This is a genomic window from Hartmannibacter diazotrophicus (genome assembly GCF_900231165.1).
Lineage (GTDB): Bacteria > Pseudomonadota > Alphaproteobacteria > Rhizobiales > Pleomorphomonadaceae > Hartmannibacter > Hartmannibacter diazotrophicus.
In genome coordinates, this window is sequence record NZ_LT960614.1 from 3965092 (window position 1) to 3988889 (window position 23798).

At 65.7% G+C, this 23798-nt stretch carries 20 protein-coding genes; 10 read left to right on the forward strand and 10 right to left on the reverse strand.

Features of this window, described 5'->3' with window-relative positions; genetic code table 11:
* Positions 1 to 5: 5 nt before the first annotated feature.
* The 3 genes from HDIA_RS18490 to HDIA_RS18500 form a co-directional block, all read right to left on the reverse strand.
* A complete protein-coding gene (locus HDIA_RS18490; RefSeq protein WP_099557507.1) occupies positions 6 to 545 on the reverse strand; it encodes a YkgJ family cysteine cluster protein in 540 nt (179 codons plus the stop codon).
* A gap of 38 nt (positions 546 to 583) precedes the next feature.
* Entirely contained in the window at positions 584 to 1492 is a 909-nt protein-coding gene (locus tag HDIA_RS18495; RefSeq protein WP_099557508.1) for a heme-dependent oxidative N-demethylase family protein, read from the reverse strand.
* Positions 1493 to 1586: 94 nt separating this feature from the next.
* Positions 1587 to 3419 (reverse strand): M3 family oligoendopeptidase, encoded by a 1833-nt coding sequence (locus HDIA_RS18500; protein WP_099557509.1) that lies wholly within the window; start codon positions 3417 to 3419, stop codon positions 1587 to 1589.
* Positions 3420 to 3738: 319 nt separating this feature from the next.
* Between HDIA_RS18500 and HDIA_RS18505 the strand changes: the two genes are divergently transcribed.
* The 3 genes from HDIA_RS18505 (at position 3739) to mepK (ending at position 9332) form a co-directional block, all read left to right on the forward strand.
* The gene (locus tag HDIA_RS18505) at positions 3739 to 5382 is read left to right on the forward strand and encodes a sigma-54-dependent transcriptional regulator (protein ID WP_099557510.1); all 1644 of its coding nucleotides are present in this window, start codon (positions 3739 to 3741) and stop codon (positions 5380 to 5382) included.
* An 86-nt stretch (positions 5383 to 5468) separates the two neighbouring features.
* A complete protein-coding gene (locus tag HDIA_RS18510) occupies positions 5469 to 7121 on the forward strand; it encodes a L,D-transpeptidase family protein (protein ID WP_099557511.1) in 1653 nt (550 codons plus the stop codon).
* 297 nt (positions 7122 to 7418) lie between these two features.
* Positions 7419 to 9332 (forward strand): peptidoglycan L,D-endopeptidase MepK, encoded by a 1914-nt coding sequence (gene mepK / locus HDIA_RS18515; protein WP_099557512.1) that lies wholly within the window; start codon positions 7419 to 7421, stop codon positions 9330 to 9332.
* Between the two features lie 87 nt (positions 9333 to 9419).
* Here mepK and HDIA_RS18520 read toward each other — a convergent pair whose 3' ends face one another.
* The 3 genes from HDIA_RS18520 to HDIA_RS18530 all read right to left on the reverse strand — a co-directional run bounded on the left by HDIA_RS18520 (position 9420) and on the right by HDIA_RS18530 (position 11000).
* Positions 9420 to 9680, reverse strand: a complete 261-nt coding sequence (locus HDIA_RS18520; protein WP_099557513.1) for a DUF2312 domain-containing protein — start codon at positions 9678 to 9680, stop codon at positions 9420 to 9422.
* A gap of 196 nt (positions 9681 to 9876) precedes the next feature.
* Entirely contained in the window at positions 9877 to 10182 is a 306-nt protein-coding gene (locus HDIA_RS18525) for a DUF1244 domain-containing protein (protein WP_245883957.1), read from the reverse strand.
* A gap of 5 nt (positions 10183 to 10187) precedes the next feature.
* Positions 10188 to 11000, reverse strand: a complete 813-nt coding sequence (locus tag HDIA_RS18530) for an N-formylglutamate amidohydrolase (RefSeq protein WP_245883960.1) — start codon at positions 10998 to 11000, stop codon at positions 10188 to 10190.
* Between the two features lie 202 nt (positions 11001 to 11202).
* Between HDIA_RS18530 and HDIA_RS18535 the strand changes: the two genes are divergently transcribed.
* The 3 genes from HDIA_RS18535 to pyk all read left to right on the forward strand — a co-directional run bounded on the left by HDIA_RS18535 (position 11203) and on the right by pyk (position 14270).
* On the forward strand, positions 11203 to 12114 hold the full coding sequence (locus tag HDIA_RS18535; protein WP_099557516.1) for a DMT family transporter: 912 nt from the start codon (positions 11203 to 11205) through the stop codon (positions 12112 to 12114).
* A gap of 270 nt (positions 12115 to 12384) precedes the next feature.
* Positions 12385 to 12837: a DUF1036 domain-containing protein gene (locus tag HDIA_RS18540; RefSeq protein WP_099557517.1), complete on the forward strand. Its 453-nt coding sequence runs from the start codon at positions 12385 to 12387 to the stop codon at positions 12835 to 12837.
* A complete protein-coding gene (gene pyk / locus HDIA_RS18545) occupies positions 12834 to 14270 on the forward strand; it encodes a pyruvate kinase (RefSeq protein ID WP_099557518.1) in 1437 nt (478 codons plus the stop codon). Before HDIA_RS18540 ends, pyk begins: the two co-directional genes overlap by 4 nt.
* Before the next feature lie 61 nt (positions 14271 to 14331).
* On the opposite strand, the gene HDIA_RS18550 is transcribed toward pyk, so the two are convergent.
* From HDIA_RS18550 to HDIA_RS18565, 4 genes are all read right to left on the reverse strand, one after another.
* Positions 14332 to 15315, reverse strand: a complete 984-nt coding sequence (locus HDIA_RS18550; protein ID WP_099557519.1) for an alpha/beta fold hydrolase — start codon at positions 15313 to 15315, stop codon at positions 14332 to 14334.
* 112 nt (positions 15316 to 15427) lie between these two features.
* Positions 15428 to 16099 carry a tetratricopeptide repeat protein gene (locus HDIA_RS18555; RefSeq protein WP_157775731.1) on the reverse strand — a complete coding sequence of 224 codons (672 nt, stop codon included), beginning with the start codon at positions 16097 to 16099 and terminating at the stop codon, positions 15428 to 15430.
* Between the two features lie 172 nt (positions 16100 to 16271).
* Positions 16272 to 16397 carry a type B 50S ribosomal protein L36 gene (gene ykgO / locus HDIA_RS18560; protein WP_099557521.1) on the reverse strand — a complete coding sequence of 42 codons (126 nt, stop codon included), beginning with the start codon at positions 16395 to 16397 and terminating at the stop codon, positions 16272 to 16274.
* Positions 16398 to 16868: 471 nt separating this feature from the next.
* The gene (locus HDIA_RS18565; protein WP_099557522.1) at positions 16869 to 18071 is read right to left on the reverse strand and encodes a polysaccharide biosynthesis/export family protein; all 1203 of its coding nucleotides are present in this window, start codon (positions 18069 to 18071) and stop codon (positions 16869 to 16871) included.
* A gap of 623 nt (positions 18072 to 18694) precedes the next feature.
* Here HDIA_RS18565 and HDIA_RS18570 point away from each other — a divergent pair.
* The 4 genes from HDIA_RS18570 to HDIA_RS18585 all read left to right on the forward strand — a co-directional run bounded on the left by HDIA_RS18570 (position 18695) and on the right by HDIA_RS18585 (position 23798).
* Positions 18695 to 19675 (forward strand): BMP family protein, encoded by a 981-nt coding sequence (locus HDIA_RS18570; protein WP_099557523.1) that lies wholly within the window; start codon positions 18695 to 18697, stop codon positions 19673 to 19675.
* A gap of 124 nt (positions 19676 to 19799) precedes the next feature.
* Complete coding sequence (locus tag HDIA_RS18575; protein ID WP_099559002.1) at positions 19800 to 21242, forward strand: amidase; 1443 nt, start codon at positions 19800 to 19802, stop codon at positions 21240 to 21242.
* Positions 21239 to 22762: an ABC transporter ATP-binding protein gene (locus HDIA_RS18580; RefSeq protein WP_099557524.1), complete on the forward strand. Its 1524-nt coding sequence runs from the start codon at positions 21239 to 21241 to the stop codon at positions 22760 to 22762. The genes HDIA_RS18575 and HDIA_RS18580 overlap by 4 nt, the downstream gene beginning before the upstream one ends.
* Positions 22752 to 23798 (forward strand): ABC transporter permease, encoded by a 1047-nt coding sequence (locus HDIA_RS18585; RefSeq protein WP_099557525.1) that lies wholly within the window; start codon positions 22752 to 22754, stop codon positions 23796 to 23798. The genes HDIA_RS18580 and HDIA_RS18585 overlap by 11 nt, the downstream gene beginning before the upstream one ends.

Consider the following 23798-nt stretch of genomic DNA (forward strand, 5'->3'; position numbering starts at 1 on the left):
GCGACTCACGCAGGCTTCGGCACCCTCGGATCGTCGAGCGGAACCTTGAAGGCATTGAGAACGGGACCGGCGGGCGTGTTGCGCTGCTCGGTGATGATCGCATCGCCGGGGCCGACCTCGCCGAGGTCCACGTCGCGGTCGGGAAGCACCACGATGGCGCGATGGCCGATCTTGACGACGATCTGGCCGCCATGCGGAACGGCGGCCTTCGCCCAGGCCCGCAGTTGCCCCTGAAACGGCTCCTGCCGCCAGGCGTCGGGACGGGCCGGATCGACGAGGGCGAGAACACGCTGGCCATCCAGCTCCGCCGTCAGGATGATCTTGCTGCGGGACGGTTTCCATTCCTCGCCAAGGACCGCCACCGTCAGATAGCCGCAATGAAAGTCCCGGCACTCCTGCGGCCGGTCGGCGTAGATGTCGCAGCGCTTGCGGGTGGAACAATGCGGGCACCAGCGGCCGACGGGCTTTTCCAGTTCGATCACCGCCGGCACCATGCAGCACAGGCCGCAGCCCTCGCAGTTTCTGCCGTTGACGATCGTCGCCATCCCCCGCCCCGAAGCTGTTGCACTCTTGGTGCAGATTATCAGGCGCCGGCCGGCTCGGACAGGGCGCCGGACGCGATCCGGTGAAGACGGTCGGCAATCGCGTCACGGCTGTCGAGCAGCCCCTTGTAGGCCAGTTGGTCGGCATCGAGCGCCAGAAGCTGGCCGCGCAGACCTTCGGCAAGACGCGCACCGTCGGCGTGCGCCTCAAGCGCCCCGATCGGGTCGACCATGACCTTGATCGTGAAAAGGATATCGCCGCTTCCCGGCAGACGGCGCAATGTCTGCCGCTCGACCCGGATGAAGGAGGCAAGCCCGCCTTCGCCGCCAGCCCGGTCGGGCGCATCGGATTTGGTCTGCGGATGATGCAACAGGGCGTCCGTCGTCAGCGACCAGTTGTAGCGCTCCACCGGGATTTCGGTGCGAAGGCTCGAAAAGATGCGGTTGATGCGGGTGCCGAGCCGCTCCGCATAGCCGGGGACGGTCGTGTGAATGGCATCCATCGGCCGGCCGAATTTCTCCATCAGCGACCAGAAGGAGGGAAAGCAGAGGGTGGCGGCCGCAAGCCGGTAGCCGCCCTCCCCCTCGCGCATCAGGCAGAGATCCTCCTGGACGAGCCTTGCCGCCGAGAGGAGCGGCGCTTCGGCGTCCATCGCAACCGTGCGGCCCGCGGGAATAATCCGGATCGCGTCGCCCTCGCGGGCATAGATGCCGGGAAACTGCCCGGGCAGATAATCGGCAAGCAGCGAGAAGACTTCGGCCTGGGCGCCAACCGTTTCGGGCTCGGCCTGGAACACCAGACCCCGCTTGTCCCGAAGGAGCGCGTCCTTCTCGTCGAGATAGGCGGCCAGCAGCGCGTCAGGTTCGATCCAGCGGGTGGGATCGAGCGGCTTCAGGCCGATGGTAAAGGGCGCCGAGGATCCGTCATAGGGGGTGTGTGCGAGATCCACGGGTCTTTGTCCTTCTGCCGAAATGCAGGGACCGTCCCATGAGACGGCCCCTTGTCCCTGTCGAGAAAAGCACGGGCCATGCCAGTGGCAGCCCTCAGTCCTCCATGGCTTCCAGTTCGCCGATCATCCGTTCGATCAGCCCGAGGCCGATCTGCCAGAAAGCCGGGTCGGTGGCATCGAGACCGAAGGGCTTCAGTAGTTCGGAATGATGCTTGGTCCCGCCGGCTTTCAGCAGCGCGAAATACTTGTCCTGGAAACCCGGCTCCGCCTTCTCGTAGACGCCGTAGAGCGAATTCACGAGGCAATCGCCGAAAGCGTAGGCATAGACGTAGAAGGGCGAGTGGATGAAATGCGGGATATAGGTCCAGTAGGTCTCGTATCCCGGGCCGAACTCGATGGCCGGGCCGAGGCTCTCGCTCTGGACCTTCAACCAGATGTCGCAGAGCTGGTCGGCAGTCAGTTCGCCGTTGCGGCGCTCGGTGTGGACCTCGCGCTCGAAGGTGTAGAAGGCGATCTGGCGCACCACCGTGTTGATCATGTCCTCCACCTTGGAGGTCAGCAGCGTGCGCTTCTCGGCGGGGGATGCCGCCTTGTCGAGCAGCGAACGGAAGGTCAGCATCTCGCCGAAGACGCTGGCGGTCTCGGCAAGCGTCAGCGGCGTCGGCGCCATCAGGGCCCCGTTCGGCGCGGCCAGCACCTGATGCACGCCGTGGCCGAGTTCATGGGCGAGCGTCATCACGTCCCGCGTATGGCCCTGGTAGTTGAGCAGCACATAGGGGTGCGCGCTCGGCACGGTCGGATGCGCGAAGGCGCCCGGCGACTTGCCTGGCCGCGTCGGCGCGTCGATCCAGTTCTCGTCGAAGAAGCGCCTGGCGATCGTCGCCATCTCCGGCGAGAAGCGGCCATAGGCCGAAAGCACGGTGTCGCGCGCCTCGTCCCAGCCGATCTGCCGGGTTGCATCGGTCTTCAGGGGCGCGTTGCGGTCCCAGTAGGCGAGCTTTTCCTTGCCGAGCCACTTGGCCTTCAGGGCGTAATAGCGGTGCGACAGGCGCGGATAGGCCTTGTGGACGGCCTCGACCAGCGCGTCCACCACCTCGCGCTCGACCCGGTTGGACAGGTGCCGCGAGTCGGCGATGTCCTTGAAGCCGTGCCAGCGGTCGGAAATTTCCTTGTCCTTGGCAAGCGTGTTGGTCACCAGCGTGAAGATGCGCAGGTTCTCGCGAAACGTTTTGCCGAGCGCCTCGGCGGCCGTCTTGCGCTTCGTCTCGTCCGGGTTCTGGAGGAGATGCAGCGTCGGCTCGATGGCCAGATCCTCGCCGTCGACCTCGAAACGCAGCGAGGACATCGTCTCGTCGAAGAGACGGTTCCAGGCCCCCGCCCCCGTCACGGACTTTTCGACGAAAAGCTCCTCGACGCGGTCTTCCAGCTGGTAAGGCTTTTCCTTGGCGATGTCGTCGAGCCAGGGCTTGTAGTGGGCGAGCTTGGCATCCTTCGCGACGCCGGCCGCGATGTCCGCGGCATCGATGCGATTGAGTTCGAGCTCGAAGAAGAGAAGCTGGGTGACCGCCGCCGTCGCTTTCTCGCTGGCGTCGCCATAGAACTTCATGCGCTTGGGGTCGGTGGTGTCGCCGGCATAGACGAGGCCGGCATAGGACATCAGCCGGCCGAGAAGCTCCTGGATGGCCTCGTATTCGGCCACCGTCGCGCCGAGCGTACCGGCATCGAGCTCGCTCTTCAGCTTGCCCTTATGCGCCTCCACGAAGGCCTTCGACATCGTTCCGGCCCGCGCCAGATCGTCCTTGAAGCCCCCCGAATCCATGCCCGGATAGAGCGCCGAGAGATCCCATTCCGGCAGATCGCCAAGCGCCTTGCCGGCGGCGGCGGTATCATGATCGTGAACGGCTGTGGAAAACCTTTTGATAAACATCGAAATGATCCCTGGCCTCTGCTTGGCGGCGGCGCGGCAATGCGCGGCCTGCGGCGTTTTCCTGTCCGACACATATTGGCTGTCGGGGGTCCGGATCAACCGATCTTGCAAGGGATTTGCGGCGAATTCTTAAAGACCTGTTTACCGCCGACGGGCAGAATTGGCCCGAATTGAAACAAAACGGCCCGGATTTCCGGCATTTTGCAATCGATGCGTGCATAAACGGAAAAACAGCGCTGACAGCAGTCGGCTCCGGACCGTGGCGATCGGGGACAACCCGGCTTCCTCCTGAAAATTGGCTAGATGGGACGTACTGCGTATGGCGGGCCATATCCTGATTGTTGACGACGATCCGATCCAGCGGCGCCTGCTGGAGGAGGCCCTGCGCCGCTTCGGCTACGAGACGGCGAGCGTCGATGGCGGACCCTCGGCCATCGAATATCTCACAGGCTCGAAGGGCTCCGACGTCGACCTGATGATCCTCGACCTCGTCATGCCCGAACTCGACGGCATGGCGGTGCTGGAACGCCTGCCGACGATCAACTTTTCCCGCCCCGTCATCGTCCAGACCGCCCGCGGCGGCATCGACACGGTCGTCGGCGCGATGCGGGCCGGCGCCTTCGATTTCATCGTCAAGCCGGCCAATCACGAGCGCCTGCAGGTCGCGGTCCAGAACGCGCTGAAGGTGAATGCCCTCGAAGGCGAGATCCAGCGCCTGAAGAAGGCCACGGACGGCACGCTGACCTTCAAGAACCTCGTCACCCGCTCGCCGTCGATGGAGCGCGTCATCCGCCTCGGCGAAAAGGCCGCCGTCTCGATGATCCCGATCCTCATCGAGGGCGAATCCGGTGTCGGCAAGGAGATGATCGCCCGCGCCATCCAGGGCACCTCGGACCGCCGCAAGCGGCCCTTCATCACGGTGAACTGCGGCGCCATTCCGGAAAACCTCGTGGAGAGCACGCTCTTCGGCCATGAGAAGGGCGCCTTCACCGGCGCCGTCGACAAGCATGTCGGCAAGTTCCAGGAGGCCCACACGGGCACGCTGTTCCTCGACGAGGTTGGCGAGCTACCGCTCGACATCCAGGTCAAGCTGTTGCGCGCGATCCAGGAAGGCGAGATCGACCCCGTCGGCGCCCGCCGGCCGAGCAAGGTCGACATCCGGCTGATCTCGGCCACCAACCGCAACATGATCGAGCTGGTCAAGGAAGGCCGCTTCCGCGAGGACCTTTACTACCGCCTCAACGTCTTCCCGATCATGATCCCGCCGCTGCGCGAGCGGCGCGACGACATTCCCGGTCTCACCCGCCATTTCATCGCCCGCTTTGCCGCCGAGGAAGGCAAGAGGCGCGTCAGCGGACTTTCGGCCGACGCGCTCGACCTTCTGATGAGCTACTCCTGGCCCGGCAACATCCGCCAGCTCGAGAACACGATCTTCCGCGCGGTGGTTCTTGCCGACGGCGACACGCTGACCGTCGACGAGTTTCCCCAGATCGCGGCCCAGGTCGGTCATATTTCGGCCATGCGCCGTGTCGAGCATCCCGCTGTCGAACCGATGGCAGGCTTCGCCTCGCCGTCGTCCGCTACACCGAGCCCCGCCCTCGACGGCCAGCTTCCGCTCGACGGCATGATCGGCAAGCCGATCGCGGGCAGCTGGCGCGACCAGCAGCCGCCCGCCGACCGGCACGCCGGCGATGCGATGGAGTCGCCCATGATCGGGCAGGCCATCGCCAATGGTTCCAGCAATGCCGCGCCCTTCGGTTACCTGCGCACGCTCACCGATGACGGCCACATCCGGACCCTCGAAGCGCTGGAGGCGGACATGATTCGCCTCGCCATCGAGCACTACGGAGGTCGCATGGCGGAGGTCGCCCGGCGGCTCGGAATCGGCCGTTCGACCCTTTATCGCAAGCTCCGCGAGTACGGTATCGACGAAACAGACGTCGCAACTGTTGCAGCGGAGTGACGCGCCAAAGTGAATACAGCCCGCGTTCTCAAGTGTTCTTGCCTTTCCAGCCGGCTCCGGTCCAAACAGGGGCACGAGGTTTGATAATGAATCGTCTGATCATTTCCGTTTCTGTTGCCACGATTGCCGCCGTCGCGCTCGCCCAGCCGAGTGCCCATGCCGCGCCCGGTGCCGTCATGTCGCCGGTCGCGCTGCAAACGCCGATCGAGCCGGTCACCGATCCGGTTCCCCAGGACGGCGTCGCCCTTGCGATCGACAATTACCTCACGGATCTGACCGCGGACCCGGCCGGCACGAGCCGCTCGCTCGTCAAGGCGGTGACCGAGTTCTATGCCGCGCGCGCCAATGCGCCCGTGTGGACCGATCAGGGACGCATCACCGACCGGGGCCGTTCCGTGATCGCCACCATCCGGGACGCGAGCGAGGACGGCATCGATCCGCGGCATTTCGATCTGCCGACGATCCCCGAAGACGCCGCGATGCCGACGTCCAACTGGGCGACCGCCGAGATCGACGTCAAGCTGACCGTCGCGGTGCTCGACTATGCCAAGCGGGCCATGTCCGGCAGTGTCGCGCCGTCGCAGATCAGTGACATGATCACGCGCCGCCCGCCGCAGGTCGACCCGCAGGAAGCCCTGACCCGGCTGGCCGATGCGACCGATCCGGGCGCCGTGCTGGAAGCCTTCAATCCGCCTCAGGATGGTTTCCGCCGTCTCAGGGCCAAGCTGGCCGAGGTGCGCCAGCAGGATCGAGAGGCAACGCCGGTCACCGTGATCCCGGTCGGCCGCTCGCTGCATCCGGGCATGCGCGATGCCCGTGTCGCCCTCCTGCGCACCCGCCTCGGCGTGCCGGAGACCCAGGTCGATTCGGACATCTACGACAGCGAACTGGAAGCCGCCGTCCGCGCCTTCCAGCAGAGCAAGGGCCTGACCGCCGATGCCGTCGTCGGCCCGAATACCCTTGCCGTCCTCAACGGCGAGGCGCGCGACAAGGAATCCGAGATCATCGCCAACATGGAAATGTGGCGCTGGATGCCGCGCGACCTTGGCAACGACTACATTTTCGTCAACGTGCCGAATTACGAGGTCTCGATTCGGCGCAACGGCAAGATCGTCCATGAGGCACGCGTCGTCGTCGGCACGGTGAAGAACCAGACGCCGATTTTCTCCGACGAGATGGAATATCTCGTGGTCAATCCCTACTGGAACGTTCCGGTCTCGATTGCCACCAAGGAGATGCTGCACCAGATCCAGAAGAACCCCGCGGCCTATTTCGCCCGTCATGGCTACGAGGCGCTTTACAACGGCCATGTCGTCGACCCCTCGATGATCTGGTGGGACCAGAGCACGCTCTCCAAGGTCCGCATCCGCCAGCCGCCGGGCGAGGCCAATGCGCTCGGCCACATCAAGTTCATGTTCCCGAACGCGCATGCGGTCTACCTGCACGACACCCCGTCGCGCAGCCTGTTCCAGAAGGACTTCCGCGCCTACAGCCACGGCTGCGTGCGCGTGCAGGACCCCTTCGCCTTCGCGCAGGCGATTCTGGAGGATGAGCCGAACGTGACCCTTGCCCAGGTCAAGGGATTGATCGGCAAAGGCGAGCGCAGGGTTGACCTCGATCACCACATTCCCGTGCACATCGCCTATTTCACGGCCTGGGTCGATGACGACGGCGCTCTGCAGATGCGCAACGACATCTACGGGCATACGGCCAGGATGAAGGCCGCGCTGGGGCTCTGACGAGGGTCCCTTTGCCTGCCGGCACCGCCCGGCAGGAGGCGCATCCACAACCCAAGCATGCTGCATGCATCGGTTTTCTGCGGCAGCCGGCAAAAAATGCCGGCTGTGTCCGCTTTACGTATTTGACTCACGGGCTGAAGAGGCTAATGTCCCCGCGCTGGGCCAGTCGTGAGCGCCCGACTGTTGCATAGACGACAACCTGCACGGAAATGTTTTTACGGTAAACCGTGAATTAAGGATTTCGTTCGATTCTCTTATCTGGGGATGGAGCAACTCGGGCACACTCGGTAGGCTAACTTGAAACAGTACTTTTCAATCTGTCGCAGCGTTCTCGGATGGGCAGGAAAGCAGGCCGGCAATGCATCGGCCGCCCACGGTGAAACGCTCCGGTCGTCGAGGGGGCACCAGGCCCTCTCCCGCAAGTGCCTCTCCCTGTCGGTCGCCGCCGTGCTTCTGCTGGGCCTTGCCGGTCTCGCTCCGGCCCGCGCCGCGGACGACAACAAGGTCCTCAGCCTCTACAATACGCACACGCATGAAAGCCTGAGGATCACCTTCAAGCGCAACGGACGCTACATTCCCGCCGCGCTGCAGGAACTCAACCGCTTCCTGCGCGACTGGCGCCGCAATGAATCGCGCAAGATGGACCCCCGCCTCTTCGACACGGTGTGGGAAGTCTACCATCTGTCCGGCTCCACGCAGCCGATCCATGTCGTCTCTGGCTATCGCTCGCTCGCCACCAACGATGCCCTGCGGTCCCGCTCCAAGGCGGTCGCCAAGCACAGTCAGCACACGCTCGGCAAGGCCATGGACTTCTATCTGCCGGACGTCGGCGTCGCGAAGCTGCGCACGATCGCGCTTCGCATGCAGCGCGGCGGCATCGGCTACTATCCGACCTCGAATCATCCCTTCGTCCACGTCGATGTCGGCAGCGTGCGCCACTGGCCGCGCATGACCCGCGCCCAGCTCGCCACGGTCTTCCCGGACGGCAAGACCGTGCACATCCCGAGCGACGGCAAGCCGATGCAGGGCTACGAGTTGGCGCTGGCCGAACTGAAACGCAACGCCCCGTCCAGCGCGCCGCTGGCCAACCAGGCGCAGAAAAAGAAGTCGCGCGGTCTCCTCGCCTTCCTCTTCGACAGCGGCGAGGACGATGCCGAGGAGATCAGTGCAGCATCGGGCGAGAGCGAGAGCGATGCCGCTCCGGCCGCCAAGGCTCCTCCCGGTCGCGACCTGAGGTCTGCCCCCACGCAGCAGAAAATTGCTCCCCCTGCCCCGGTCATTGCCGGCCCGGCGCCGACCCCACCGGCCGCCCCCGTTCTGACCGCAGCCGAAACGCCCAGAACCGGTCCGGTCTTCGTGAACACGCCGCAGATGGCACAGGCATCCATCCCGACGCCCGAGGCCGCGCCTGAAACGCCCGCACCGACCGTTCTCGCCTTTGCCGGCGGCAAGCCGCCGCAGCCGCGCGGCAAGCCACCCGAGCTTCTGGCCCTGATGGCCAGGGCCGAGGAAGCGCCGGCGAGCCCATCGGCCGAGCAAACGGTCGTGGCAGCGCTTGACGTGACGCCCCGGCAGCGCCCCGAACTGGCGCCCGAAGCCCCGGCAACGCCCGAACTCGTCGTCGCCGACGCCTCCGCCGACACGACCCCGGACAGGGAGCAGGTGGTGCTGACCATGCCGTCGACGCCCGATCCGCGCGCCGAGGCGCGCCAGGCCTTCGCCGCCGTCACCGGAGGCAAGGCGCCGGACGGCGACATCTCCGCGCTCGGCTACGCTGATGATTCGAGCACGCTGACCGCCGCCGAAAGCAACGTCCTCGACAGCCTTTCGCAGCATCCCGGAGCAATCGTTCCGCCGTCGATGTCGGCAACGGCCGGCCTCGTCCTGCCGGCGGGCGCTGCCCAGAAGCCGAATGCAAGGCTCGACAGCGACCCGCTCACCCGCCTGACGCGCGTCGCCACCGTCGACGAGGCCTCCATCTACGACCAGCACGCCATGGCCTCCCTCGGCGACGAACGGAACTTTGTCCATCCGAACCAGCGCGACATGGCAGCCTTCCTCAAGAAGCCCGCTCTCGTCTTCGGCGCCGGCTTCACCGGCCAGCCCTATGGCGACCTGAAGATGGGGACCTTCGGCGGCGAGGCCGTGACCCGCATTCCCGTGCAGCATTTCGCGGGCGCGGAAGCCCGAGTGAAGCTCGCCAGCCGCTGAGCGAATCGCTTTCGATCCAAAGAAAAAGCCGCCGAGATCATCGGCGGCTTTTTTTGTGCTGCGCTCGGACAGGCACGACGGCGGCAATCACTCCGTCGGCGAACCGATCATGCCGAGGGCGGCCATGTAGAGCTCCAGGATGGTCTCCTGCTCTTCGCGCTCGGCCGGGTCCTTCTTGCGCAGGCTGATGACCTGCTTCAGGATCTTGGTATCGAACCCGTTGCCCTTGGCCTCGCCGTAGACGTCCTTGATGTCATCGGCGATCGCCTTCTTTTCTTCTTCCAGCCGTTCGATGCGCTCCACGAACGCCTTGAGCTGTCCGGCGGCAACGCCCCCCGTATCCGACATAGTGCAACCTCTTGCTTGGTGGGTGGATGTTCCGATGCCATCGGCCGTCCGAGGCCTCCCCGGACAACGCCGACGATTGGAGGAACACCCGCAGATTTTTCATGAATGCCCCGGTACCTCTGAGGACGCCCCGGAGCGCAAAGCGGATGGCCGCTCGGCTGGCGCGAAAACTGCCATGCCGAAGGTACCGGTTTGGTTAATGATTTGGCTTGGCGACCTCGAAGGCCTTCTTCTGCTCGTCGCTGGCCTCGCTCTGGTACTTTGCCTTCCACTCCTCGTAGGGCATGCCGTAGACGGCCTCCCGGCTCTCGTCCTTGGTCACGTCGAGCCCGCGCTCGCCGGCCGCGTCGAGATACCAGTTGGACAGGCAATTGCGGCAGAAACCGGCCATGTTCATCAGGTCGATGTTCTGCACGTCCGTGCGCGTCTTGAGATGATCGACGAGGCGGCGGAAGGCGGCCGCCTGGAGTTCGATTTCCGTCTGGGGGTCGGGCTTGGTCACGATCTTCATTCCTGTGAAAGTGCTGTCGGCTGACTGTCGGTCTTGGAACCATGAAGCCGGACGTCGCGCAAGTCCTTCGCGCCGAGCAGCGGCGGCAGAAGACGAAGGAATCGCTCGGTCCAGACCGCAACGCCCTCGGCGTCGCCGATCAGATCCTGGCGGACCTCGACGAGCGCGTGGGCAAGACCGCGCATGGTGCCGTGGCGATACATCGTGTCGTTTTTGAGAGCCCCTAGATAGGGTTCGTTGTCGCCGACCACCAGTCCCGCCTCGCTTTCGAGTGCCTGGATCAGGGGCACAGCCAGCCTCGGATCCCTGTCCCAGAGGATGCCCGCGTGCCAGGGCCTGGCGAAAGTCTTCCAGAAGGGCGTAAAGCTGTGGATGGCGATGATCACCGGCACGGTTCCAAGCGCCAGCATTTCGTCCAGCATGGCGTCGATACGGAGATGATAGGGCCGGTGGAAGCGCTGGAGGCGCCGCTCGCGCTCGGCGGCATCGGCATACCGGTTGCCGGGAATGACCGCGCCGTCGGAAAGGCGCATCAAAAGGGTCGGATCGTCCTCGCCCCGGTTGGGATCGATGAGCAGCCGGGAATAGGTGGTCATGAGTGCCGGAGCCCCGAGACCGCGCGCAAGCGCCCGCGTCAGCGCGGCCGCGCCGATGTCGTAGGCGATATGGCGCGCGAACTCCGCCGCCGGCAGGCCGAGATCGCCATAGTCCGGCGGCAGGCGGTTGCTGGCATGATCGCAGAGCAGCAGCAGTCCGCGCGAAAGATCCCCCTCGATCACCTCGACCGGCTCGAACGCGGGCACACTCATCGAACGCTCCATTGTTGCTCCGACAGTCCGTCCGGCCAACACGCCGACGGCTGAAGACCTCCGTTCTTTCCGATCGCCGTGGACTTGGCAAGTCGCCGTTCGCCGTCCACGACTTGCCGCTGGCAACAGGCCGCCGGGCATGTCATAGGAAAGCGCACCTGCGTGAGCCGAAGCGGAACGGCCGCATGCGCGAAGGATCGGAATGACGGAAGTTGCGCCCCGGGCCGGGAACGAAGGCCTTGCCGGAATGCTGGCCATCCCTGCCCTTGTGGGCGGCGCCGTCGCCATGGGCATCTCGCCTGTCTTCGTGCGCGAGGCCGATGTCGGTCCCTTCGCCAGCGCCTTCTGGCGCATGGCGCTTGCCCTTCCCCCGCTTCTCGCCTGGGCGCTGGCCGAGGGCGGTCTTGCCGGGCTCCGCCGTGCCGCCGCGACGCCGGCGGTCTGGTTCGCCGGCCTCTTCTTTGCCGGCGACCTCTTCTTCTGGCATCTCGCCATCACCTATACGACGGTCGCCAACGCCACCTTCATGGCGACGCTGGCGCCGGTGTGGGTCGTGCTCTTCTCCCGCCTCGTCATCGGCGAGACGGTCGACAAGACGGTCTTCGCCGGGCTCGGCATCAGTCTCGTCGGCGCCGCCTGTCTGTTGGGGGGCAACTATCGCCTCAGCCCCGATCACCTGGTCGGCGACCTTTATGGCCTCGTCACGTCCTTCTTCTTCGGCATGTTCTTCCTCAGCGTCCGGGTGGCGCGGCGAAGCGTCGGCAGCGGGGCCCTCAGCATCCTCAGCGGCAGCGTGACGTGCGTCATCCTCTTCCTCGTCGCCGTTCCGCTGGAGCCGACCATGCTGCCCGCAAGCCTCTCCGGGCTCGGTGCCCTGGTGGCGCTCGGGCTGTTGTCACAAGTTGGTGGACAAGGTTTGCTAGCCTATGCGCTTGGGCATCTTTCTGCCGCATTCTCGTCCGTTGTGATCTTCCTGGAGGCGCTCGCCGCCGCCTTCTTCGGCTGGCTGCTGCTGGGAGAGGGCCTGCGCGGCGACCAGATGGCCGGAGGCGCGCTGATTCTGGTCGGCATCTGGTTCGCCCGCCCCAGGCGCCCTGCCCCGCAGATGGCCTGAGCGGCCGCCCTCGCCAACCAGTCCCCTCACCGGCGAGCCAGCGATTTGACAAAGGATTTTGCCGGTGATCGACTGCCACGCCGCGGAAAAACAGATTGCGCCGGACGAAGCATCGATAACAGGAATAGGCCGTTGACACTCCTAGTTGGTCGAAGCAAAAAGACGTGGCTCTGGCCGGTCGAAATGGTCGGAGCGGGAATGGGTCGGGATCACATCAATCGCAAGAGCAGGATAGCCCTGTTGCCGGGAAGACGGTTCACGGCGGCAGCTATGAAATGGGTTGCCGCGCGCCAGATCATGGCCGTCGCGGGGCTCGCCGCGATCGTCCTGACCTGCCTCACGTCTCAGCCGGCTCTGGCTGACCTGCGTCTTTGCAACAAGACGGAAACGACGGTCAGCATTTCGATCGGCTACAAGTCGAAGAAGGGATGGACCACGGAGGGCTGGTGGAACATACCGGGAGCCAAGTGCAACACGCTGATCCCCGGGCCCCTGGCCGCCCGCTACTACTACATCTATGCCGTCGACGCCAAACAGGGCGGTGAATGGGGCGGCAAGGCTTTCATGTGCACGCGCCGCAAGATGTTCACGATCCTCGGGACCGAGGATTGCGTGGCGCGCGGCTACGACCGAACAGGTTTTTTCGAGATCGACACGCAGGACCAGCGAAGTTGGACGGTCCAGCTGACGGAACCGACGCAAAAAGGAACGACCGCAAAATGAAGCGCAATCGGAAGGTCAAGATTCTTGCGACGCTGGGCCCTTCGTCCTCCGACGCCGAGACGATCGCGAAGCTGCACCGTGCCGGCGCGGACATTTTCCGCATCAACATGAGCCACACCAGCCACGACAAGCTCAACGAGTTTGTCGCGACGATCCGCCATGTCGAGAAGGAGGCCGGAAGGCCGATCTGCATCCTCGCCGACCTGCAGGGTCCGAAGCTGCGTGTCGGCACCTTTTCCTCCGGCCCGCAGATGCTGGAGATCGGCCAGGAATTCAGCTTCGTCTCGGACAAGGTCGACGGCGACAGGACCAAGGTCTATCTGCCGCATCCGGAAATCTTCGCCGCCCTGAAGGCTGGCGACACCATCCTCGTCGACGACGGCAAGGTGCGCCTGCGGACCGTCTCCTGCGACGGCCACGTCGCGGTGACCAAGGTGGAAGTGGCCGGCCGCATCTCCGACCGCAAGGGCGTCAGCCTGCCGGACACGACCATCGGCTCCTCCGCCCTTACTGACAAGGACCGCGCCGACCTCGTCGCCGCCCTTGCCGCCAAGGTCGACTGGATCGCCCTGTCCTTCGTCCAGCGTCCGGAGGACATGGACGAGGCCATCGAGATGATCGCCGGCAAGGCCGCTGTGATGGTCAAGGTCGAAAAGCCCCAGGCCATCGAGCATCTGGAAGAGATCACCCGCCGCTCCGACGGCCTGATGGTCGCCCGCGGCGACCTCGGCGTGGAACTTCCGCTGGAACAGGTGCCCGGTCTCCAGAAGCGCATGACCCGTCTCGGCCGCCGCTACGGCAAGCCGGTCGTCATCGCGACGCAGATGCTGGAATCGATGATCTCCTCCCCGGTGCCGACCCGCGCCGAGGTCTCCGACGTCGCGACCGGCGTCTACGAGGGCGCCGACGCGGTGATGCTCTCGGCCGAATCCGCCTCCGGCGCCTTCCCGGTCGAAGCCGTTGCGACCATGGACCGGATCGCCATCGAGGTCGAGCAGGACCGCAACTACACCAACATCGTCAACGCCCAGCGCGCCGAGCCGGAAGCAACCGGCGCCGACGTGATCAGCGAGGCGGCCCGCACCATCGCCGAGCGCATGGAACTGACCGCCATCGTCTGCTTCACCTCCTCGGGCGCCACCGGCATGCGCCTTGCCCGTGAGCGGCCGCTCAACCGCATCATCGCGCTGAGCCCCAAGCCCGAGACGGCTCGCCGCCTCCAGATGGCCTGGGGTCTCCACACCGTGATCTGCGAAGACGCGGAAAAGCTCGCCGACCTCGTCCAGATCGCGGCGCGGGTGGCCGGCGACGAGGGCTTCGCTGTGGCAGGCGACAAGATCATCCTGACGGCCGGCGTTCCGCTGCGCACGCCGGGCGCGACGAACCTGCTGCGCATCGCCACCGTCGGTCCGGACGGCCGCAGCGGCATCTGACCGGACGCAGCATCGTCTTTGAGAAATGGGACCGCCGGTGCCTTGCGCCGGCGGTCCTTTTTCATGAGGCGCCAGCGACCTGCGCAGCGTCGGCGATCACCTCCCGGACCGCGTCGACAACCGCCTGCGGGTGGGTGATGTGCAGCATGTGGCCCGCCCCCGGCAGCACCACGAGACGACTGCCGGCTATATCCCGGTAGAGCCCCAGCGAATGGATCGAGGGATAGACGACGCTGTCGTGGTCGCCTGTCAGGATCACCGTCGGCGCCTTGATCTCGTGATAGCGCTTCGACGTCCTCGTCACATTCTCGCTGAGATGGGCGACGTCACGCGCATTCGCCAGGAACTCCGATGGTCTCAGGACCATCCGGATGTGGGTTCTCTGAAGATAGTCCTCCGGCATGGCCTCCGGCGCGAAGGCCGACTTTGCGGCGGCCTCCATCATCGCCTCGCCCGCCGGCAGCGAGATCGACCAGGCGAAGAGATCGCCGACGACCGGCGTTGCCGCGACGGAATAGTACCAGGCAACGCCCCCCGGCCAGGGATGGGTCGCCGGCGCCACGAAGACCAGCCCCGCGACGAGATCGGGATGGCGGACGGCGAGCGCCGCAACGACAGCCGCGCCGAGCGAATGGCCGACGAAAACAGCCTTCTGGATGCCGAGTTGCCCGGCAAGCCCGGCGACAAGGTCCGCCTGCCGTTCGGGATCGGCCGAGGCCTCCCCACCCCGCTCGCTCCAGCCATGGCCGGGCCGATCGACGAAGACAACCCGTTGCCCGGGATCGAAGGCCTTGCCGAGGGAATAGAAGGGTTCGAGGAGATTGCCGCTCGCCCCGTGCACGACGATCACAGGCAGCGAGCCTGGCGCCTTCGTTGTCGAACCGCCGACATCGACATAGTGGAGGCTGACGCCGTCCACCTCCTCCATCGCACCGACCGGCGGATAGTCCGCCTCGATGGCAAGGGTTCCCGTCACGGTCAGCCCGAAGGGCAGCACCGCGACGAGAAAAAAGATCAGCGTCCAGAGGGTTTTTCGCGCGCGCAATATATCGGGACCGGAGCAACGTGAAGGGGACTGCCGGTAGCGGTCGGCGACCGCCACGCGGACTCATCCAGCCGCCATCGGACGACCCGGCGGCCGGACCCCGTCTGCGGCGTCAGATGTCGCGCCCGGCTACCTCCGGTGCCAGCTTCTCCATGGCACTACGCGCGTTGGGCAGGTTCGGATGAATCTGGAGAAGCTTTTGGTAGACCTCGTAGGCTTCCTTGTCCTCGCCGATCCGCTGCAGGATGCCGGCAAGGCCCGAGAGGGCCCCGAAATGGCGCGGCTCGAGCGCCAGCGCGTGTTCGATGTCCGCGACCGAATGGCCGTAGTCGTCGAGCAGGAAATAGACGGTGGCGCGCTTGTTGTAGGCCTCGGCGTAGTCGGGCTTCAGGATCAGGATCTGGTCGAGAAGATCGAGCGCCTCGCCATAGCGCTGCTTGGTCATGGCCGCGATCGTCCAGCCCATCATCAGGTTGACCGTATCGCTGTCGGTCTGGATGAGTCGCTTGAGGATTCGCTGCTCGTAAGGGTGCGCCTCGACCACCGAGCCGGCCGCCGCGAGCTTGGAAAAGAGATCGTTCAGCGTCTTGTCCGTCTTGTCCACGACGGCAGGCGCGTTCGGCTTGTCCGGCGAGAAGGGATTGGCCTCCTCCTCGTCCTCCAGCAGCGGCAGATCGGGCTTGGCCTGCGACGGAGCGATCGCGGCGGCAGGCGGCGTGGTCTTGGCCTGTCCGGCCACCGTCGCGGCGGCAAGGCAGGCAAGCACGGCCAGAGGAGTGAGCATGAGAAAGCGCATCCCGGGAGATTACCGCTCCCGGGATGCGCCGTCAAAGCCGTTGCCGAACGGAAACGCTCTTCGGATGTCATGCGGGCCGCCATGCGGCGGCTTTCCGGCCCTCCCCGCGGGGGACGGCGCATCACGCGAAGAACAGCCGCGCCCTAAGGCGCGGCGCGACTCAGCCCTGACGGGCCTTGTAGCGCGGGTTCTTCTTGTTGATGATGTAGATGCGGCCCTTGCGGCGGACCATGCGGTTGTTGCGGTCCCGGCCCATGAGGGCGCGCAGCGAATTCTTGATCTTCATTGGTCGTCCTTCCGAGGTGGGCAAGCCCGAAACGCTGCAACGCCCGTCCTCGTGAAGGCCCATCCCGTCGCGCGTATCCGTCCCGCCACGCCTCAATCGTCAAGAGAAGCACTCTCGTGCGAATGGTTCGGCAAGCGAATGGCGGGCGCCATGGTGTCGGCACCCGCCAGTTGGCGCGGACCTTACGGATTTCCGGGCGAATGTCAATGCGAAGCGGGCAAGATTGCTTGCCATTCTGTCGCGCATTGCAGAGAGGTCGCAGGACGTTGGCCGGCTAAGGCCGGCAAGGGCCGGAATCGTCCGCAAGGCGCCGCACCAAAGCTCACGGACGAGCCGGAAAAGCAAGCCCGCACAAGACCAAAAGACCCCGCCGGGCGGATGTGCCGGGCGGGGTCTTTTCGTTGCGGCGGTCGTCCGGGCTTTGCCGGGCCGGTGCCCATCCCCCGCGTGCGGCGGGGGCGGCGAGGCCGGTCAGAAGCCGCGGATGGCGTTGCGGGCGTTGAGGACGTCGCTGGGAACGCCGCCGTTGGTCGTCGACACGTTGTTGATGATGTCGAGGAACTTCGTCAGCTCGTAGGTCTTGGCGTTCGAGATGTAGATGATGTCCCTGTCGCGCATCGCGAACTTGCTGATCGCGAAATAGGCCGACGGATCGCGCAGGTTCGCCCGGTAGATCACCGGGATGTCGCTGCCGGCGAACTTCGTCATGTCGACGCCCATGCGCTGCAGCTGGTCGCGGCTCTCCTCGCGGTAGACGAAGACCTGGGCCGGATCGGCCTGGGTGTCGGAAAGGCCGCCCGCCTCGCCCAGCGCCTGGCCGAGCGTCAGGTTGGCGTCGTCGAAGTTGATCCGCCCCGTCGCCGACGCGGCGCCGAAGACCATGTAGGTGCGCCGCTCGCGGTTGACCGACAGGACGTCGTCGGGCGCGAGGTAAATGTTTTCCTTCGGCGTCTTGACGAGGGTATCGTAAAGCACCGTCGCCTCGCGGCCCCCGCGCAGGAGCGTGATGTAGGTCTCAAGGCTCGGGGTGGAGATGCCGCCGGCGTCCGCGATGGCGTCGAGCACGCGCTCGCCGTTCTGGGAAATCTCCACCTTCTTCGGGGCGTTGACGTCGCCGATCACCGAGACGAGGTTGGAGCGCGATTCCACCACGGTCACCACCACCTGCGGCTCGATGGCCCGGTTGGCGAGGCGCTCCTCGATCTGCCTGCGCACCACGTCGGCGGTCAGGCCCTCGACATGGACGTCGCCGGCATAGGGCACCGCGATGTTGCCCTTGCGGTCGACCTCCTGCTGCGGCAGCGTGACGTAGTTGCCCGGCCGGGCGCCGGCGTCGGCGGGAATGAACAGGCCGCCGGCCTGGGCCTCGAAGACCGAGAGCTGGAGGATGTCGCCGCGCCCGATCGTGATGTCGGGCGCCCCGCCGCGGCCGCCGCCGAAGCCCGCCTCGAAGGAGGCCGGCTCGTATCGTTCCAGATAGCTCATGATCGACTTGTCGAGGTCGACCAGCACGTAGTCGATGCCGACCTTCTGCGCGCCCTTGCCGATATGGGCCGTCGCCTCGCTCACGATCGCCCCTTCGTTGGGACCCGAACGCGGCAGCGCCGCGCAACTCGTCAGGACCGTCATCACGGCCAGCGCCGATACGCGCGAAAGAAGGGTAAAATGACTCATGAATACGCCAAGTCTCATTTCACTATGAACGGAGGGTCGGACCTTGTTTCAAACTGTTTTGCAAACCTCAAGAAGACATTAACATTGCGAAGTTCCTAACAGCCCGAGGACAAGACATAGTTAACGGAGACTAAATAGATTTTTCAGGACAACGTACCCCTAGACACAATATAGACATCAGAATGACACAGACATTTCTATTCCGGGCAGATAATCAACCCAGAGTAGATAAATTTCACTGGTTAAACCGGAAATAGTCCGCCAAGAACCGTGAATTTCGCCGTAAGTGATACTTTCCCCGTAGCCTGATGGCGAAACCCCGTTCCGCCAACAGGACACACCACCAAAGTAGCAAAGAATGCGGCGGAAACGTGCCGATTCTTAAAGGATGGTTAAAATTGTTCGGGTTGGGCGCCCGTCATGTCGACCGCACGCCGCCCCGGCAATCCCTCCGGCCGGCGCCTTTGCGCCCCCTGCGGCGAACCCGCGAATGATTAAGAAACAGCCTTGACAACAGCTTGGGCACATATTGAAACTTTGACCCGTTGAACAACAAATTTCGCCGGCTGCCATCTGTCCACAGGCGGACCGATGACATCGGTCGACAACGGGGAACAGCCGTCATGACCTTTTCGATGAACCGTCGCCAGATTCTGGCGGCGACCGCTGCCGGCGTTTCCACGCTGGCCCTGCCCCGCGCCTTCGCCGCCGAGAAGATCATGGTCGCCGGCGTCCACGCCTCGCCGGTCGAAAATGCCTGGAACTCGCGCATCCACGAGGCCCTCCTCGGCGCCGCCAAGGACGGCGTCATCGACTATGTCTTCTCCGAAGGCGTTTCCGGCACCGACTATGCCCGCGCCATGCGCGAATACGCCGACCAAGGCGCCAAGCTCGTCTGGGGCGAATCCTACGCGGTGGAGACCGAGGCCCGCCAGGTGGCCGAGGATTATCCCGACACGGCCTTCCTGATGGGCTCCTCCGGCGGCCCGCAGGGCGACAACTTCGGCGTTTTCGGCACCCGCAACCACGAAGCCGCCTATCTCTCCGGCATGCTCGCCGGCAAGATGTCGAAGACCGGCACCTTCGGCGCCGTCGGCGGCTACCCGATCCCCGAGGTCAACCTCCTCATCAACGCCTTCCGGGCCGGCGTGAAGGAAGTGAACCCGGACGCCAAGTTCCTCGTTGGCTTCATCGGCACCTGGTTCGACCCGCCGAAGGCCAAGGAAGCCGCCTTCGCCCAGGTCGACGCCGGCGCCGACATTCTCTTCGGCGAGCGCATCGGCACGGCGGACGCCGCCAAGGAGCGCGGCATCAAGGCGATCGGCTCGCTGATCGACTATACGCCCCGCTATCCCGACACGGTCTTCGCTAATGCCATGTGGTATTTCCGCCCGACCGTCGACGCGATCCTCGCCGACATCGCCGCCGGCAAGCCGACGGGGCGCGACTACACCGAATATTCCTTCATGAAATACGGCGGCAACGACATCCTCTTCACCGAGGCGATGGTGCCGGCCGACGCCATTCCGGCGATGCTGGAAAAGCAGAAGGCGATCAAGTCCGGCGAATTCGAGGTGCCGATCGACGAAAGCGAGCCGACGTAAGGATCGCTTGCCGGCGCATTGCGTGCCGTGAGACCGTGTGCCCCTCCCTCCGCCGCCGGCGACGCCGGACGATTGCGGCGGGAGGGGTAGCCTTTTGCCCCGACCAACGGCCAATTCGATGTCCCTGCCCCCCGACGCCCTCGCATTGGCCAACGCCATCAGGACAGGCAAGACGACGGCTCTCGCCGCGATGGAGGCCTCGATTGCCGCCGCCAGGGCCTTCGAGCCGCTCGGCGCCGTCCGCCATGTGGACGCAGCCATGGGCCGGGCCGCGGCGGAAGCCTTCGACGACCGGCTGAAATCGGGCGACGCAGATGCGGCGGACGCTCCCTTTGCCGGCCTGCCTTTCCTGATGAAAGACCTCGGCGCCAATGCGAAGGACCTTCCCAAGGTCGCCGGCAACGCATGGCTGAGGAAGAACGGCCTTCTGCCCTTTCGCGACGACGACCTGACGATCAGGATGCGCGCGGCAGGTCTCCTGCCCTTCGGCCTGACAACGGTGCCCGAATTCGGCGTCGCGCTGTCGAGCGAACCCGAGATCGGGCCGATTGCCCGCAATCCCCATGACGAAAGCCTGACGCCGGGCGGTTCCTCCGGCGGCGCGGCAGCGGCGGTCGCCGCCGGCATCGTTGCCATTGCCCACGCGACCGACGCGGGTGGCTCGACGCGCGTTCCGGCCGCCTGTTGCGGCCTCGTCGGGCTCAAGGCGAGCCGGGGCGCGATGCCCACCGGCCCGGAGTTTGGCAATCATCTGATGGGGATCGCCAGCGAACTGGTGGTGAGCCGATCCGTGCGCGACACGGCTGCCGCCCTCGATGCCCTGGCCGGCAACAATCGCGGCCCGCTGCCCGATCCCGCCCTCGGCCTGCCGGTCCTCGCCGCTCTCGACACCGCACCCGAACTGCTGCGAATCGGCATCCTGGCCGACGCGCCGAATGTCGAGGTGACGACGGAACGCCGCGAGGCCGTCGAGGAGACCGGACGCTGGCTGAAGAGCGAAGGCCATACCCTTGTCCCCCTCGATGCCGGCGACTTCAGAAAAGCCGTCGACGACGCCCAAGCCGTCTTCGCCACGATCATCCTCGCCAATTTCGCCCGCAACATGGGTCCGGTCGCCGGCGCCCTCAAGATGGGTGACACCTCGATCCTCTGCCGCAAGCTGATCGACGATGGCCTTGCCCTACCGGCCTCGGCGCTCTTCGAGGCCGATCTGATGATGGCGAGACTCTCGGCTGCGATGTGGAGGCACTTCGAGACGGTCGACGTCATCCTGACGCCGATGCTCTCCGGTCCGCCCCTGCCCATCGGCTCCTTCCCGCTCGACCATATGGACGTCGACCTGCACTGGCGGCGGATGGCGGAGTTTTCACCCTACGCCGCGCTCGCCAACGTGGCCGGCACGCCGGCCGTGACGGTGCCGGTCGGCGCGGACGCCAACGGCCTGCCCCTGCCCGTCCAGATCATCGGGCCCATCGCCTCGGACGGCCTGCTGCTGCGCCTTGCCCGCCGGCTCGAGACCAAGAGCACATGGCAGCATCGATTCCCGATCGCGGGGTTTGTCGAATGACGCAGCCCGTTCTGGAACTTCGCGGCATCACCAAGCGCTTCGGCGCGCTGACCGCCAACGACGACATCTCGCTCACCCTGCAAAAGGGCGAGTTGCTGGCGCTGTTGGGGGAGAATGGCGCTGGCAAGACGACGCTGATGAACATCCTCTTCGGCCACTATGAGGCGGACGAGGGCGAGGTCTTCGCCTTTGGTGAGGCGCTGCCGCCCGGACGCCCGCGCGCCGCCATCGAGGCCGGCATCGGCATGGTGCACCAGCATTTCACCCTGGCCGCCAACCTCACCGTCCTCGACAACGTCATTCTCGGCACCGAGCCGCTGGCAAAGCCCTGGTCCAACCGGTCGGCCGCCCGCCGCCGGCTCGTCGCGGCCGCGGAGAAATTCGGCCTTGTCGTCGATCCCGACGCCCGCGTCGGCGACCTCTCCGTCGGCGAGCAGCAGCGTGTCGAGATCCTGAAGAGCCTTTATCGCGACGCCCGCGTCCTCATCCTCGACGAGCCCACCGCCGTCCTGACCGCGCCGGAAGCCGAACGCCTGTTTGCGACGCTGAAGGTCATGGCGCGCGAGGGCCTGTCGCTGATCTTCATTTCCCACAAGCTCGGCGAGGTGATGGCCGCTGCCGACCGGATCGTCGTGCTGCGCGCGGGCAAGGTCGTCGCCGAACGCAAGGTCGGGGAGACCTCGCGGCAGGAACTCGCCGAACTGATGGTCGGCCGCCGGGTGCAGCGCCCGAAGCGCGAACCGCAAACACCGGGTGACGTGCGGCTTGCGGCGAGCGGCATCCACGTGGTCGAGAATGGCGCCAGGCGGCTCGACGGCATTTCCTTCGACGTCCGCTCCGGCGAGGTGCTCGGCATCATCGGCGTCTCGGGCAATGGACAGTCGACGCTCGGCGCCCTCGCCTCCGGCCTCATCGCGCCGGACGCTGGTGAGTTGCGGATCGCCGGCAAGGCAGTGCGGCATCCCTCGCCGCAATCCTTCGTGGCGCAAAAGATCGGCCGCGTGCCGGAGGATCGCCACGCCGAAGGCGCCGTCGGCGATCTTTCCGTCTGGGAAAATGCCGTGCTGGAGCGGCTCGGCGATCCGACCTTCGCGCGCGGCGGCTTCCTGAAAAAGGGCGCGGCACGGGACTTTGCAGCCCGGATCATCGAGCGCTTCGACGTGCGCGGCGCGGGGCCCGACACCCGCACGCGGCTCCTTTCCGGCGGCAACATGCAGAAGCTGATCCTCGGCCGCAACCTGATCGGCGAGCCGGACATCCTCGTCGTCAACCAGCCGACGCGCGGCCTCGACGAGGGGGCGGTCGCCGCCGTCCACGGCGAGATCCTCGCCGCACGGCGTGCCGGCGCGGCGGTGTTGCTCATCTCCGAAGACCTCGACGAGGTGATGGCGCTGGCCGACCGGGTGCAGGCCATCGTCAAGGGCCGCCTGTCGGCCCCGGTCGAGGCCGATCATCTCGATCCGCAAAAACTCGGCCTGATGATCGCCGGGCTCTGGAGCGAGGCCGATCATGCGGCTTGAGCGCAGAGCCGAGGTTCCCCTGACGCTGGTGCTGGTCGCGCCGCTTGTCGCCATCGTCGCGGCGCTGGCGATTGCCGGCATCCTGATCGCGCTCGCAGGCGTCAATCCGCTCGATGCCTACCGCCAGCTCTTCGTCAGCGCCTTCGGCTCGCGCCTCTCCCTCACCGAGACGCTGACCCGCGCGACGCCTCTAACCCTCACCGGCCTTGCCGCCGCCGTCGCCTTCCGGGCGCGGCTCTGGAACATCGGTGGCGAGGGCCAGTTCTATGCCGGCGCGCTTGCCGCCGCCTTCCTCGGCGCCCACGCCTTCGGCCTGCCGGCGCCGCTCCACATGCTGGTCATGATGGCCTTCGGCGCGCTCGCCGGCCTCATCCTGCTGCTCGGGCCATTGACGCTACGCATCCGCTTCGGCGTCGACGAGGTGGTGACGACGCTGCTTCTCAATTTCATCGTCCTGCTCTTCGTCTCGATGATGATCGAGGGGCCGATGAAGGATCCGATGGCCTTCGGCTGGCCGCAGTCGGTGCCGATTGCTCGCGATTTTGCCCTGCCGAAGCTGATGGCAAAATCCCGCGTCCATATCGGGCTCCTGATCGCCATCGGCCTTGCCCTCGTCGTCTGGCTGATCCAGGCCAAGGCCCGCTTCGGGCTGGAGGCGCGCGCCGTCGGCCTCAACACGAAGGCGGCGCGCTTTGCCGGCATTCCGGTGACGCGCGTTCTCGTCCTGACGGCCTTGCTCTCGGGCGGACTTGCCGGCCTTGCCGGCGCCATCGAGGTCATGGGCCTCAAGGGCTATGTCACGACGGATCTCTCGCCCGGCTACGGCTATTCCGGCATCGTCGTCGCCATGCTCGCGGGCCTTCATCCGGCCGGCGTCGTCGCGGCCGCTCTTTTCGTTGCCTCGGTCTTCGTCGGCGCCGACGGCATGAGCCGGGCGCTCGGCATCCCGAGCTTCATTGCCGACGTCATCGTGGCGCTCTCGCTGCTGACGATGCTGGTGGCGCTGCTTCTCGTGACCTACAGGGTGAGGCGGTGA

What these genes read in the sequence shown, in the direction of transcription:
- HDIA_RS18490 (WP_099557507.1), bottom strand. Translation starts at nt 545, where the DNA reads ATGGCGACGATCGTCAACGGCAGAAACTGCGAGGGCTGCGGCCTGTGC.
- HDIA_RS18540 (WP_099557517.1), top strand. Translation starts at nt 12,385, where the DNA reads ATGAAATGGGTTGCCGCGCGCCAGATCATGGCCGTCGCGGGGCTCGCC.
- HDIA_RS18520 (WP_099557513.1), bottom strand. Translation starts at nt 9,680, where the DNA reads ATGTCGGATACGGGGGGCGTTGCCGCCGGACAGCTCAAGGCGTTCGTG.
- HDIA_RS18555 (WP_157775731.1), bottom strand. Translation starts at nt 16,099, where the DNA reads ATGCTCACTCCTCTGGCCGTGCTTGCCTGCCTTGCCGCCGCGACGGTG.
- HDIA_RS18580 (WP_099557524.1), top strand. Translation starts at nt 21,239, where the DNA reads ATGACGCAGCCCGTTCTGGAACTTCGCGGCATCACCAAGCGCTTCGGC.
- HDIA_RS18565 (WP_099557522.1), bottom strand. Translation starts at nt 18,071, where the DNA reads ATGAGTCATTTTACCCTTCTTTCGCGCGTATCGGCGCTGGCCGTGATG.
- HDIA_RS18505 (WP_099557510.1), top strand. Translation starts at nt 3,739, where the DNA reads ATGGCGGGCCATATCCTGATTGTTGACGACGATCCGATCCAGCGGCGC.
- HDIA_RS18530 (WP_245883960.1), bottom strand. Translation starts at nt 11,000, where the DNA reads ATGAGTGTGCCCGCGTTCGAGCCGGTCGAGGTGATCGAGGGGGATCTT.
- HDIA_RS18585 (WP_099557525.1), top strand. Translation starts at nt 22,752, where the DNA reads ATGCGGCTTGAGCGCAGAGCCGAGGTTCCCCTGACGCTGGTGCTGGTC.
- HDIA_RS18500 (WP_099557509.1), bottom strand. Translation starts at nt 3,419, where the DNA reads ATGTTTATCAAAAGGTTTTCCACAGCCGTTCACGATCATGATACCGCC.
- HDIA_RS18510 (WP_099557511.1), top strand. Translation starts at nt 5,469, where the DNA reads ATGAATCGTCTGATCATTTCCGTTTCTGTTGCCACGATTGCCGCCGTC.
- HDIA_RS18535 (WP_099557516.1), top strand. Translation starts at nt 11,203, where the DNA reads ATGACGGAAGTTGCGCCCCGGGCCGGGAACGAAGGCCTTGCCGGAATG.
- ykgO (WP_099557521.1), bottom strand. Translation starts at nt 16,397, where the DNA reads ATGAAGATCAAGAATTCGCTGCGCGCCCTCATGGGCCGGGACCGCAAC.
- pyk (WP_099557518.1), top strand. Translation starts at nt 12,834, where the DNA reads ATGAAGCGCAATCGGAAGGTCAAGATTCTTGCGACGCTGGGCCCTTCG.
- HDIA_RS18570 (WP_099557523.1), top strand. Translation starts at nt 18,695, where the DNA reads ATGACCTTTTCGATGAACCGTCGCCAGATTCTGGCGGCGACCGCTGCC.